This window comes from Nocardia sp. NPDC050713, assembly GCF_040654315.1.
Taxonomy (GTDB): Bacteria; Actinomycetota; Actinomycetes; order Mycobacteriales; family Mycobacteriaceae; genus Nocardia.
The window spans coordinates 1-12,373 of sequence record NZ_JBFAHS010000009.1 but is presented as its reverse complement, the minus strand read 5'-3'; the positions used below and the strand labels follow the sequence as shown (position 1 = coordinate 12,373).

Below are 12,373 nucleotides of genomic sequence, written 5' to 3'. Positions count from 1 at the left end.
TCGTGGGGTAGAGAGGACGGTCGAGTCTGGTGACGACCACCGATGACCGCGGGCACACCGACTTCCCGCCCGAACCTCCCGGCGAAGACTTCGGCCGTCAGCCGCCGCACGACATGGCCGCCGAACAGTCCGTCCTCGGCGGCATGCTGCTGAGCAAGGACGCCATCGCCGACGTCGTCGAAGTCATCCGGCCCGGCGACTTCTACCGCCCGGCGCACCAGGCGGTCTACGACACCATCCTCGATCTCTACGGCCGCGGCGAACCCGCCGACCCTGTCACCGTCGCCGCGGGCCTGGACCGCCGCGGCGAACTCAAGCGCATCGGCGGCGCGCCGTACCTCGTCACCCTCACCCAGACCGTTCCCACCGCGGCCAACGCGGGCTACTACGCCGAAATCGTCGCCGAGAAGGCGATTCTGCGCCGCCTCGTGGAGGCAGGCACCCGCATCGTCCAGTACGGCTATGCGGGCGCCGACGGCCAAGACATCGCCGAGGTCGTCGACCGCGCCCAGGCCGAGGTCTACGAGGTCACCGAACGCCGCACCACCGAGGACTTCCTCCCCCTCGAGGAGCTCCTGCAGCCCACGATGGACGAAATCGACTCCATCGCCTCCCGCGGCGGTATCTCCCTCGGCGTCCCCACCGGCTTCACCGAACTCGACGAGATCACCAACGGCCTGCACCCGGGCCAGATGATCATCGTCGCGGCTCGACCTGGCGTGGGAAAGGCACTCGCCCTCGACACCCCGCTGCCGACCCCCACCGGCTGGACCACCATGGGCGAAGTCCAGGTGGGTGACGAACTCCTCGACGCCGAAGGGCGCCCCACCCGCGTCCTCGCCGCCACCGAAGTCCTCACCGATCGGCCCTGCTTCGAGGTCGAATTCTCCGACGGGACAGTGATCGTCGCGGATGAAATGCACCAGTGGGTGACCCGGTCGGCATTGGATGTGGTCAGGCCGATCGCGGTCCGCACCACAGGAGAGATCGTCCACACCCTGCGCGACCTCACGGGCGACCTCAACCACTCCGTAAGCGGCACAGCCCGTTCCGCACCGCGCCGAATCGTCGACGTGCGCAAGATCGACAGCCTCCCGGTGCGCTGTGTCGAGGTCGACAACGCCGATCACCTGTATCTCGCCGGGCGCTCGATGATCCCGACGCACAATTCCACGCTCGGCATGGACTTCATGCGCAGTTGCTCGATCAAGCACGGGCTGGCCAGCGTCATCTTCTCGCTCGAGATGAGCAGGACCGAGATCGTGATGCGTCTGCTTTCCGCGGAGGCGAAGATCAAGCTCGGTGATATGCGGTCGGGGCGGATGAGCGACGACGACTGGACGAAGCTGGCTCGGCGGATGAGCGAGATCAGTGAGGCGCCGCTGTTCGTCGACGACTCGCCGAACTTGACCATGATGGAGATTCGCGCGAAGGCGCGTCGTCTCAAGCAGCGCCACGACCTCAAACTCGTCGTGGTGGATTACCTCCAGCTGATGACCTCCGGAAAGAAGGTCGAATCCCGCCAGCAGGAAGTCTCGGACTTCTCCCGAAACCTCAAGCTGCTCGCCAAGGAACTCGAAGTCCCGGTGGTAGCCATCAGCCAGCTGAACCGCGGACCCGAACAGCGAACCGACAAGCGGCCCATGGTGTCCGATTTGCGTGAATCGGGCTCGCTCGAGCAGGACGCCGATATGGTCATCCTGCTGCACCGCCCCGACGCCTTCGAACGGGACGACCCGCGCGGCGGTGAGGCCGACCTGATCCTCGGCAAGCACCGTAACGGCCCGACCGCCACCATCACCGTCGCCCACCAGCTGCACCTGAGCCGGTTCGTGGACATGGCCCGCGGCTGACCGGAGCTGTAGGGTCGGCCCTTCCGTCTGTCAGCTCGACGTTTGTGGTCCGACTGTCCGGTGATACCGGAGATCGGGATGTCCGAATCTCTTGCGGCGCAGCAAATCACGCATCCACCGCAGAGGCTTCGCGTTCACTCACTTTGCGAACTCGAGTGGTCCTCGCGGTGACGCGCTTGCCCTTGTGGTTTTCGGTGCGAAGTTCAGCGACGGGGTTACCGTCACGGTCGACGAGTGTCGAGTGGGGTTCGTTGTCGGTGAAGGCGTGGCGTTCTCCCCATTGACGCAACGCCACGACGAGGGTGAAGAGATCCTGCCCGGCTTCGGTGAGTTCGTAGATGTGCCGCTTGCCGCCGGGTGTGGCACTCGTGGCGAGGATGCCATGGTCGACGAGCCTGCGCAGGCGGTCGGTGAGGATGTTCCGGGCGATACCGAGCCGCTGCTGGAATTCGGTGAAGGTCGCCGCGCCGTCCATGGCGTCACGCACGATCAGCAGGCTCCACCGGTCGCCCACGAGGTCGACGGCTCGCGCGACGGGGCAGGTGGGATCGGTCCACTCGCGGCCGGAACCGAGTGTCACGGTCATGAGTTACCTCCCAATCGGTTGCAATTCGAAACCATTATGCCCTACCTTCAAATGGTTGCATTTTGCTACTGATTGGGAGGTGTGGTGGCACAGAGGGTCTCGCGTTCGCAGCGATTCATCTTGGCGCTGGTGTGCGCAGTGGCCGTGTCCACGATCTATGCGGTCCAGCCGGTACTGGAGACAGCGGGCACCGGCCTGGAATTGGCGCACGATTCGCTGGGCGTGCTGGTCGCCGCCGGGCAGGTCGGCTACTTTGTGGGTCTCGTCCTGCTGGTCCCACTCGGAGACGTAGTGGATCGTCGCCGGCTCATCACCGCCCTGCTGGTACTCACCGCCGCGGGCGCTACGGTCGCGGCTGCCGCCCCGAACAGCGCCGTCGCGGTGACGGGGCTGGCGGTCGCGGGTCTGTTCGCGGTCGTGGTTCAGGTGACAGTCGCCTATGTCGCCGCGGTCTCCGCACCGAGCGAGCGGGGCCGCAATATCGGCGCGGTCACCTCCGGTGTGGTGATCGGCATCCTCGGCGTCCGTGTCCTCGCGGGTGTCCTGGGCGACACGGTCGGCTGGCGTGCCGTGTACGCGCTGCTCGCCGCACTGTGCGTGGCTCTGGCCCTCGCTGTCCGCACGACACTCGACCCCGACCGCGGCACTTCCGGCGTCCGGTACGCGCAGGTCCTGGCATCGATGGGGCGGCTCGCGCGCACGGATCGCCTGTTCCGGAGCCGAGGACTGATCGCCTTCTTCCTTTTCGGGTCCTTCGGAACACTCTGGAGCGGGCTCGCCCTCCCCCTCGGCACCGAGCCCTGGAACTTGGGCACCACGCAGATCGGCCTATTCGGATTGGCGGGCCTGGCCGGAGCGCTCGGCGCCGCCCGCGCGGGACGATGGGCCGACTCCGGTCACCCACAAGCGATCACCGGTTCCGCACTGGCGTTGCTCACCGCCTCCTGGCTGCTCATCGCCCGGACCGAAGCAACACTATGGCTGCTCATCATCGGCATCGTCCTGCTCGACTTCGCCGTCCAGGCAGTACATGTCAGCAGCCAACACCTGCTCACCGCAGCGCACCAGCACCACGCCAGCAGCGTCATAGGCGCCTACATGGCCTGCTATTCCCTCGGATCCGCACTCGGCGCGATCACGACCACCTGGGCGTACAGCACCTGGGGATGGTCGGCCTCCTGCTGGGTCGGCGCGACCTATTCCCTCTGCGCGCTGGTTGTGTGGGGACTTGCCCAGGCTACCGGCGCGGTGTCGGTGAGCGGCGAAGGCTCGAAACCGGCGGCCCGTCCGGCAACGGCTGCGGTCGCCGGTCCTTCTCTGTTGCGCCGATCTTGTCACAGATGCGCTGCACCGCGAGATTCGACTCGTTCGTGCCGATCTCTACGCTGGTGAATCCGGTGTCGTGGATCGCGTCGACGAGGGCGGCCACCGCTTCGCTCGCGTAGCCGGCTCGCCGGTGACTGGGGCCGATCCACCAACCGATGGACGGGAACGACGTCTGGTCGTCGCTGAGGTGTACAGTCGCGCCACCGATCACGGTTGTGTTCGATCGCGACTCGATCACCAGAAGCCCGAGAGTCGGGTAGCCGTGCCCGACCGCCTTGATCAGTGCCCGGCCATTTCGTTCTGTCCAACCGTTGCTGGCGAGCATCGCATCGTCGATCGTGGCCGCGAGCGGGACGGCGTCCTTCGGCATCGGTCGGCGCAGAGTGAGCCGGGTGAAAGCGAAACTCTCTGCTGTGTAGCAACTTTGGACATTCGACCGATAGGGGACTCGGGTGCGGCGAGCGCGCTTATCTCGAGTTGGAGGTCGACGATGTCTCATTTGAGGAGAAGTCCGCGCACGGTTCGGCAGTCGGTCCTGCTGGCCGCAGTCGCCGGGACGGTGATGCTTGCTCCGGCCGCGCTGGTCATACCGGCATTCGCAACCCCTGATCAAACCCCGGCTACTACCGCACCTGTCACCATCGCGCCCGTGACGACGGTGCCGCCCGTGACGACCGCGCCACCGGTGACGACCGCGCCGCCGGTCACCACCGTGCCGCCGGTGACGACCACGCCGCCGGCCACCACCGTGCCGCCGGTCACGACCGAACCGCCCATGACGACTCCGTCATTTCCGAAACCTGTTGAGCCGGAGGACCCCTACGGCCCCGACGGCTTCGACGGCTGGGGCTACGACCGGTGGGGTTACGATCGCTGGGGTTACGACAGGTGGGGCTATGACCGGCAAGGCTACGACGAACAGGGCTACACCTCGCAGGGCTGCGCTCGTTCCGGCGAGGACCGGCCGGATGCCGACCGGCTGGCCTGCGAACTGCGCAGGACGCGACCTTCCACCGGCAGCGCGGGCAGCTGAAACCTATAGCGCTGCTGTTCGACACCCGCGCATCGACTCGGAGCGCAGACGACCGCGCCGCGTGCGACGACCGTGGGTACTCGGTCGTCGCACCTATGACGAGTGCCGACGGGAGAACGTAACAGGACCTCTCCGCCGGAGTGGTTGCCGAGCGTATGCGGCTAGCGGCATCACGCGTCCAGGCCGGACCGGCCTCCTCGACCGGTGTGGTGATCGAAGCAGCCGCCGCGTTCCCTGGCCGCACGTCGGCGGGTACTGCCCTCGGCGGCGAGCTCGTCGCCGTGGACATCCCAGCCACCGAACGGCGCCTCTCCATCACACAGCACCAGGAAAAGCCCGTCGTGCAAGGGATTTCGGATAGATCCGAGGTAGTTCACGATAGGTCAGCCTACGGCCGGAGGATCGGTCGCGGTCGACCTTCGGCTCACCCTGCCGAACCCGCCGACACCGCGAAAGCTTCGCTGTTCGCGACAGGGGATCTCAGTCGAGGACGGCGAACGCCTCGACCTCGACGAGGACGTCGGGCTCGAAGAGGTAGTCGACGCCGATCGCGGACAAAGGCGGTAGCGGCCGCGGGATTTCGAGTTCGTCCGCGACGCGCTCGATACCTGCGATGAAGTCGTCGTACTTGTCCGGGGTCCAGTGGGTGACGAAGAAACGGAGACGTACGACGTCGGCGAAGCTCGCTCCGGCGCCGGCCAAGCCGCGTGCCGTGTTGCGTAGCGCGTGGGCGAGCTGGCCGGCGAGGTCACCGGGAGCGACAGGTTTGCCCTCGGCGTCACGGGCGATCTGGCCCGCCACGTGCACCTGACGGGCGCCCGTGCTGATCGAAACATGGTGGTACGGAACGGGAGCGAACATGCCGTCCGGGGTCAGCAGCTGCACTGCCATGGTGTGTCCCTTCATGGTCGGAGTAGGTATCTGATGTCTACCTGGTACTCGAAGGGAACTTCAACGAGACTAGGTGTCATGCAGGAAACCGCTCCACACAGTTCGGACAGTCCTCAACTCACCGAGCAACACCGTGAGCTGCTCGACCAGGTGCTCGACAAGTGGTCGCTGCAGATCCTCGACGCCCTGTGCGAGCGACCGTTGCGTTTCAACGAGCTCCGCCGGGCGATCCCGGTCGTGACGCAGAAGCCGCTCACGGCGGCGCTGCGGCGCCTCGAGCGCAACGGGATGGTCGAGCGCGTCGTCACAAGTACGCGGCCTGTCGCCGTCGAGTACCGGATCACGCGGATCGGGAAGTCGTTGCAGGACCTCATCGACGCGCTCCTGCACTGGACCACCGCCACATTGCCCGCCGTCGAGCGGGCCCGTGCGCGCTTCGACGACCAGGAAGAAGAGCTGTCACTCACCACCGACGTCATCCGTCGAGAAAGCGCAGCAGTTCCGCGGTGACGAATTGCGGGTTCTCCTCGACGAGCCAGTGTCCCGCGTTCGGGACGTCCACCGCGCGAACGATATTGGTGATGCGCGGGGCCGCGGTGGCGCGGACCGGGTCGAGTTGTCCTTGGGCGGTCATGAGCAGGGTCGGGACGTGTACCGGTGCGGCGGCCGTGGTGTCGCGGACGTCTTCGTCGAGGGCGCGGTAGAGCTCGAAGCCGCCCGACAGGACTTCGGGTCGACGGTATGTGCGTGCGTACTCGTCTATTTCGGCGTCGGTGAACGGGGATCGGTCGGATGTGCCGCCGAAAGCCGTTCCACCGTAAGAGACTTGCGGATAGAACAGGGCGAGATACTCGCGGACGTCGTCGCCGACCACCGCCTCGGGGACCCGCCGCTGGGAGTGTAAGGCGATGTGCCAGCTCAGTGTTCGGTATGTCGGCGCATCGATTCCGGGGCCGGGGAGCGGCAGGTCGAGGTAGCCGAGGCGTGCGGTGTCGGCGGGGAACTGTGCCGCGTACTGGAACGCCACGGCGGCGCCGAAGTCGTGTCCGACGACGCGGGCGTCCCGCACGCCGAGCCGATCGGCGATCAGGGTGTGCACGTAGCGCGCCAGGGTGGCCTTGTCGTAGCCGGTGGGGGAGCCGGTGCTGTCGCCCAATCCGGGGAGGTCGACGGCATAGACGGTGTAGTGCTCGGCGAGCGCGGGCATGATCGGCCACCAGCCGTACCAGGTCTGCGGCCAGCCGTGGATCAGCACCACGGGCGGGCCGCTTCCGCCGGTCACGTAGTGCATCCGGACGTCGTCGACGTCGGCGAATTCGTGCCGAAAAGTACTCGTGAACTGCGGGTCGTCTTGCGTGATGGCAGCGTGGGCGGGAACGTCGTCGGCGGCCGGCGTGCCGCAAGCCGCGGTGTAGATCGTGAGCAGGAGGGCGAGTACGGCGGTCGCCACCCTGCGCGCGGAGAGGCGCGATGTGGTGATCATGGGTCCTCGATTCGAGAATGCGGGTGGAGTCAGCGCCCGGTCGCGCCGTCGATCAGTTCGCGGAGGATGTCGGCGTGGCCGGCGTGGACACGACGAGTCTCGCCAGGCCGACCAGGAACTGGCACGCATTCTTGCGGTTCCGGCAAGATGAGCCGGTGGACCGCGATACGGAAAACGTGCTCGACACAGTGGGACCGAGGTTGCGCGCGCTGCGCCGCGAACGCGGCATCACCCTCGCCGATCTCGCCGCGACGACCGGCGTCTCGGAGAGCACCCTGTCGCGGCTGGAGAGCGGGCAGCGCCGGGCGACCCTGGAATTGCTGTTGCCGCTGGCCCGTACCTACGACGTCCCGCTGGACGACCTCGTCGGCGCCCCGCGCACCGGCGACCCCCGCATCCACCTGAAACCGATCCGGCGGTACGGGATGACCTTCATTCCGCTGTCCCGGCGTCCCGGCGGTGTCCAAGCGTTCAAGATGATCATCCCCGCTCGGCCGAAACCGCTCGAACCGACACCGCAGACGCACGAAGGCTACGAATGGCTGTATGTGCTCAACGGTCGTCTGCGCCTAGTGCTCGGCGAGCGCGACCTGACGTTACCCGCCGGTGAGGCAGCCGAATTCGACACGTCCGTACCGCACTGGCTTGGCAGCGCCGACGGCGGCGTGGTCGAGCTGCTCATCCTGTTCGGTCCGCAAGGGATGCGCGCGCACGTGCGCCCAGGCTCTGATCGGCCTTCTTCCGGATCATCGTGACAACGCTTGCCGTGGCGCGGCGCCTACCCTTTCACCAGCTGGGCGAGACGATCCCAAGCCGGGGACGAGACTCCGGCCTTGGACAACGCGGCCAACCGGGCGATAGTCGAGTTGTGGGCGGCATGGGTCTCGCTGTGGTGGTTGGCGAACCAGTTCCGGGTACGGTCCGCGAGGGCGAGCAGGCGGGGATCGTCCGGCGGCCAGTCGTAGGCGGCGTCGTATCCGAGGTAGAGGGCGCGGCCCTCGGGATCGGTGATGTGCTCGCGCTTTTCGGCGATCCACGCGGCGGCGTCCTCGGGTGCGGCTGTTTGCAACAGGATCCAGCCGTCGCGTTCCAGGCGAAGCTGACGCTCGCTGACGCCGAGCTCGCGCAGCTCGTCGAGATAGTCGGCGACTTCCTCGGAGACGAAAAGCCGGTCGCCGCTACGCAACTGGGCGAGTTGATCGCGGGTTCGCCGCAGCTGCGCGATGCGGTCGGCGAGGTCGTGGTCGATCTCGGCGATGGCTGCCGTGAGCGCGTCCGGATCGGCGCCGAGGAGGTCCTCGATGCGAGCCAGTGGCACGCCCGCATGGGCCAATGTCCTGATCTTGACGAGGGTGATGGCGTCTTGGGCGGTGTAGCGGCGATACCCGGACGAGTCGCGGTCGGGCTCGGGGAGCAGACCGCGCTCGTGATAGTGGCGGATGGCTTTGATGGTCACTCCGGCGTAGTCCGCGAGCTGGCCGATCGTGATCATGGTCGACATCCTCGCAGGTCGTTCGGAACGGTCAGGCCCGTCGGGTCAGGCGGCCGCCTGCGTTGTGGAAGCGCGCTCGACCCTCGCGGACATCGTGGTAGGAGACGAGCAGCAGTCGCAGGTATCCGTCGAAAGCCTCCAGCGGGTATCCGGCGGGCGCGAAGAGGCCGGGCTGGATCGGCACGTAGCGCTGCGGCGGTGCGGAGGTCGTGCCGCCGGTGAACTCGGTGAAGATACGCTCCTGGGAGGCGTCGGCCGGTTCGTAGGTCACCCGCTCCTCGAGCTGACCGTCGACGATGTCGACGTCGATGCGAAGCTGATTGGAGCGGTAGGTGCCCACGTACGGGGTCAGATCGACGTCCTGCGCCAATTCGGTGACGAGGGTGGGGATCTGGACGCCGAGATGCTCGCGCACGAGCCACTGCAACAGTTGGTCCTGCAGCATGATCGCCCCGGGGGTGTTGCCGAAGGCGGTGAAGACCAGGTCGTGTTCGGGCACGACGCACAGGAGGGACACCCCGCCGGGCGACGCGCCCGACATGGCGAGGACGGTCGTCTCACCGAACGGATACAGCACCCAACCCAGGCCGATCGGCGGGACGTTCGGGCTGGCCATGTCGTAGGCGACTTGCTGCATCAGCGTGGTCGACTCGGTCGAGAGGACGCGGGCGCCGGTGGGCGACACACCGCCCGCGAGGTGCGTGCGTCCGAAGGCCAGCAGGTCGGCGATGGTGCCGATCGGTGTGCCGCCTGCCGGTCCCCAGGTTTCGGGCAACGTGAACATGCCGGTGGCCGCGGCCGCCATGGTCTCGTGGTCGTTGAAGTGGCCGACCGCGGTGCTGCGCAGGATGGCCTGCTCGGCCGAGGTGCTGGAGTTCGTCATGCCGACGGGGCGGTAGATGTCGCGCGCGAGCAGCTCGGGGAAGGGCAGCCCGGTGACCACTTCCAAGAGGCGGCCCGCGACGATCATGCCGCCGTTGGAGTAGCTGAGCTGCTCGCCGGGTTCGAACAGAGTGCCGCCGCTGCTCGCGAGGCCATCGACGTAGGTCTTCAGGGCGTCGCGACCCTTGGCATCGGGAAAGTACAGGTCGGCGTCGATGCCGTTGGTGTGCGAGATCAGGTGCCGGACCAGGATCCCGTCCGTCGCGCCCGGAGCGGCCAAGGCGAATTCGGGGAGGTACTTCACCACCGGCATATCGAGGTCCAGGAGTCCGCGCTCGACCTGCCGCAGGACCAAAGTGGTGGTCAGGACCTTGGTGACAGAGCCGAACAGGAATCCGGTGTGTTCGAGCATCGGTGCGCCGGTGGTGACGTTCGCGGTGCCGTGCGCGACGACGATCTGCTCGCCCGCGTGATAGACGCCCGCGAGGAAACCGGGGACGTTGTTGGACTCGCAGTAGGACTCGGCCTGTTCGCGGATCTGGGCTTCGACGGTGTGGAGTGCGTTGTTCATACGAAGGATCGTCGAACCCTGCCCCAGGGGCAAGGTCAAGACCGTTCGACGGACGCGTTCATACATCGCGCGAAAAAAGTTCGGCGGCGGGTGTCGAGAACGTCGTGACGGTTCCGTCCCAGGGGTGAGCGACCAACTAGGGTCGCAAGCCGAAGGGAGAATCTCATGGCCAAGTACCTGCTCCTCAAGCACTACCGAGGCGCCCCGGCGGCCGTCAACGACGTGCCGATGGACCAGTGGACGCCCGCCGAGATCGAGGCACATCTGCGGTACATGAACGACTTCGCGGCCCGCCTGCAAGACAGCGGCGAGTACGTGGACGGCCAAGCCCTCGCGCCGGAGGGCGCCTGGGTCCGCTACGACGGCGAGGGCAAGCCGCCGGTGACCGACGGCCCGTTCGCGGAGACGAAGGACCTGATCGCGGGCTGGATGATCATCGACGTCGACTCGTACGAGCGCGCCGTCGAGCTGGCGGGCGAGCTGTCCGCGGCGCCCGGCGCGGGCGGCAAGCCGATCCACGAGTGGCTCGAGGTTCGGCCCTTCCTGACGGCTCCGCCGACCGTCACCGAGTGATGGCCGCCGACGCGGTGGACGAGTCCCAGCTGCGGGACCTGATTCCGGGTGTCTTGGCGGCTCTCGTCCACCGCGGGGCGGACTTCGCGACCGCCGAGGACGCCGTCCAGGAGGCACTGGTCCGTGCCGTCGAGACCTGGTCGAACCGGCCTCCCGACGACCCCAAGGGCTGGCTGGTCACCACGGCGTGGCGTTGCTTCCTCGATCTCGCCCGCTCCGACGCCGCGCGGCGGCGCCGCGAGCTTCGGGTCTCCGAGGAGCCGCCGCCGGGACCGGCCGCCACCGTGGACGAAACGTTGCGGCTCTACTTCCTTTGTGCGCACCCGAGTCTCACGCCCGCGTCGGCCGTCGCGCTGACGCTGCGGGCCGTCGGCGGCCTGACGACCCGGCAGATCGCGCAGGCGTACCTGGTGCCCGAGGCGACGATGGCCCAGCGGATCAGCCGGGCCAAACGCACCGTGAGCGAGGTCCGGCTGGATCGTCCGGGTGACCTGCGCACCGTGCTTCGGGTGCTCTACCTGGTGTTCAACGAGGGGTACAGCGGCGACGTCGACCTCGCCGCGGAGGCGATCCGGCTGGCCAGGCAGCTCGCGGCGACCACGGGTGGTGACCCGGAGGTCGCGGGACTGCTCGCCCTTTTCCTGTTGCACCACGCGAGGCGCCCGGCCAGGACACGCGCCGACGGCAGCCTCGTGCCGCTGGCGGATCAGGACCGCGACCTCTGGCGGCGCGACCTGATCGCCGAGGGCATTGCGATACTCCAGGCGGCGCTGGCCCGCGACCGGCTCGGGGAGTACCAGGCGCAGGCCGCGATCGCCGCGCTGCACGCCGACGCGCAGACAGCCGAGGAAACCGACTGGGTGCAGATCGTCGAGTGGTACGACGAACTGGTCCTTCTCACCGACAGTCCCGTCGTCCGGCTCAACCGCGCGGTCGCGGTCGGCGAGGCGGACGGACCCCAAGCGGGCCTCGCCGCACTCGCCGAACTCGACCCGAAGCTCCCGCGGTACACCGCTTCGTCCGCCTACCTCCACGAGCGCGCTGGCGACACCGCCACGGCGGCAAGGCTTTACGTGGAGGCGGCCGCGCAGGCGCAGAACCTCGCCGAGCGCAACCACCTCACGCTTCGCGCAGCGACCCTCCGGCAGCGCCTCTCCAGCGAAGGAGGCTGAGCGCCACCGCGTATCCCCTGGTTCGAGATGTCGGCTGGCGCCTGTAACGACTGCCCGGCACGCTCGCGCCGTACGGCGGGCGATATCTCGTGCACGATGCGCGGCGCGCGGCAGCCCGGGCGAATCACCCCGGAAGGTCGTCGACCGATGCCGATTCCGTGCGAGACAGCGTGATTCCGAGATTGGCGGCGGTGCGGTCGAGTTCGTCGTCGTCGCCGTGCTGCAATTCGATGGCGGATCCGGCGGAGAGGACCTCGACGTTGAGGCACAGCGACTGGAGTTCCTTGAGGAGCACCTTGAACGACTCCGGGACGCCCGGCTCGGGGATGTTGTGGCCCTTGACGATCGCCTCGTAGACCTTCACGCGGCCCACTATGTCGTCGGACTTGATGGTGAGCAGTTCCTGCAGCGTGTACGCCGCGCCGTAGGCCTGCATGGCCCAGCACTCCATCTCACCGAAGCGCTGACCACCGAACTGCGCCTTACCACCGAGCGGCTGCTGGGTGATCAT

At 67.5% G+C, this 12,373-nt stretch carries 14 protein-coding genes and 2 pseudogenes; 7 read left to right on the top strand and 9 right to left on the bottom strand.

The window, feature by feature from the left end:
• Positions 1-29: 29 nt before the first annotated feature.
• Complete coding sequence (dnaB, locus tag AB0H49_RS17995; RefSeq protein ID WP_354998394.1) at positions 30-1,853, top strand: replicative DNA helicase; 1,824 nt, start codon at positions 30-32, stop codon at positions 1,851-1,853.
• 106 nt (positions 1,854-1,959) lie between these two features.
• Here the strand turns inward: dnaB and AB0H49_RS17990 are convergent, their stop codons facing one another.
• Entirely contained in the window at positions 1,960-2,439 is a 480-nt protein-coding gene (locus tag AB0H49_RS17990) for a helix-turn-helix domain-containing protein (protein WP_357252696.1), read from the bottom strand.
• Positions 2,440-2,520: 81 nt separating this feature from the next.
• Between AB0H49_RS17990 and AB0H49_RS17985 the strand changes: the two genes are divergently transcribed.
• Entirely contained in the window at positions 2,521-3,831 is a 1,311-nt protein-coding gene (locus AB0H49_RS17985) for an MFS transporter (RefSeq protein WP_357252693.1), read from the top strand.
• Here the strand turns inward: AB0H49_RS17985 and AB0H49_RS17980 are convergent.
• Both AB0H49_RS17980 and AB0H49_RS17975 read right to left on the bottom strand, forming a co-directional pair.
• Positions 3,821-4,135, bottom strand: a pseudogene (locus AB0H49_RS17980) (GNAT family N-acetyltransferase); the annotation flags it as partial. The gene AB0H49_RS17985 and the pseudogene AB0H49_RS17980 sit on opposite strands and share 11 nt — an antisense overlap.
• Positions 4,136-4,374: 239 nt before the next feature.
• Complete coding sequence (locus AB0H49_RS17975) at positions 4,375-4,542, bottom strand: hypothetical protein (RefSeq protein WP_357252690.1); 168 nt, start codon at positions 4,540-4,542, stop codon at positions 4,375-4,377.
• On the opposite strand from AB0H49_RS17975, the gene AB0H49_RS17970 reads away from it, so the two are divergent.
• Positions 4,541-4,798, top strand: coding sequence for a hypothetical protein (locus tag AB0H49_RS17970; protein WP_357253177.1), 258 nt, complete (start codon positions 4,541-4,543; stop codon positions 4,796-4,798). The genes AB0H49_RS17975 and AB0H49_RS17970 overlap by 2 nt on opposite strands.
• A 170-nt stretch (positions 4,799-4,968) precedes the next feature.
• Here AB0H49_RS17970 and AB0H49_RS17965 read toward each other — a convergent pair whose 3' ends face one another.
• Together AB0H49_RS17965 and AB0H49_RS17960 are read right to left on the bottom strand one after the other, a co-directional pair.
• Positions 4,969-5,175, bottom strand: coding sequence for a hypothetical protein (locus tag AB0H49_RS17965; protein ID WP_357252687.1), 207 nt, complete (start codon positions 5,173-5,175; stop codon positions 4,969-4,971).
• Positions 5,176-5,278: 103 nt separating this feature from the next.
• Positions 5,279-5,689, bottom strand: coding sequence for a RidA family protein (locus AB0H49_RS17960; protein ID WP_357252684.1), 411 nt, complete (start codon positions 5,687-5,689; stop codon positions 5,279-5,281).
• A 78-nt stretch (positions 5,690-5,767) separates the two neighbouring features.
• On the opposite strand from AB0H49_RS17960, the gene AB0H49_RS17955 reads away from it, so the two are divergent.
• Positions 5,768-6,199: a helix-turn-helix domain-containing protein gene (locus AB0H49_RS17955; protein WP_354999004.1), complete on the top strand. Its 432-nt coding sequence runs from the start codon at positions 5,768-5,770 to the stop codon at positions 6,197-6,199.
• Here AB0H49_RS17955 and AB0H49_RS17950 read toward each other — a convergent pair.
• A complete protein-coding gene (locus AB0H49_RS17950) occupies positions 6,165-7,172 on the bottom strand; it encodes an alpha/beta hydrolase (protein WP_357252681.1) in 1,008 nt (335 codons plus the stop codon). The genes AB0H49_RS17955 and AB0H49_RS17950 overlap by 35 nt on opposite strands.
• A 155-nt stretch (positions 7,173-7,327) precedes the next feature.
• On the opposite strand from AB0H49_RS17950, the gene AB0H49_RS17945 reads away from it, so the two are divergent.
• Positions 7,328-7,927 carry an XRE family transcriptional regulator gene (locus tag AB0H49_RS17945; RefSeq protein ID WP_357253141.1) on the top strand — a complete coding sequence of 200 codons (600 nt, stop codon included), beginning with the start codon at positions 7,328-7,330 and terminating at the stop codon, positions 7,925-7,927.
• Between the two features lie 23 nt (positions 7,928-7,950).
• Here the strand turns inward: AB0H49_RS17945 and AB0H49_RS17940 are convergent, their stop codons facing one another.
• Both AB0H49_RS17940 and AB0H49_RS17935 read right to left on the bottom strand, forming a co-directional pair.
• On the bottom strand, positions 7,951-8,664 hold the full coding sequence (locus AB0H49_RS17940; protein ID WP_354998384.1) for a MerR family transcriptional regulator: 714 nt from the start codon (positions 8,662-8,664) through the stop codon (positions 7,951-7,953).
• Positions 8,665-8,695: 31 nt separating this feature from the next.
• A complete protein-coding gene (locus AB0H49_RS17935; protein ID WP_357252678.1) occupies positions 8,696-10,117 on the bottom strand; it encodes a serine hydrolase domain-containing protein in 1,422 nt (473 codons plus the stop codon).
• A gap of 165 nt (positions 10,118-10,282) precedes the next feature.
• Here AB0H49_RS17935 and AB0H49_RS17930 point away from each other — a divergent pair, with 165 nt between their 5' ends.
• Both AB0H49_RS17930 and AB0H49_RS17925 read left to right on the top strand, forming a co-directional pair.
• Positions 10,283-10,690, top strand: coding sequence for a YciI family protein (locus AB0H49_RS17930; RefSeq protein ID WP_141808122.1), 408 nt, complete (start codon positions 10,283-10,285; stop codon positions 10,688-10,690).
• Entirely contained in the window at positions 10,690-11,862 is a 1,173-nt protein-coding gene (locus AB0H49_RS17925; RefSeq protein WP_357253138.1) for a DUF6596 domain-containing protein, read from the top strand. Before AB0H49_RS17930 ends, AB0H49_RS17925 begins: the two co-directional genes overlap by 1 nt.
• 124 nt (positions 11,863-11,986) lie before the next feature.
• Here the strand turns inward: AB0H49_RS17925 and AB0H49_RS17920 are convergent.
• Positions 11,987-12,373: pseudogene (locus AB0H49_RS17920) on the bottom strand (DNA-directed RNA polymerase subunit beta); the annotation flags it as partial.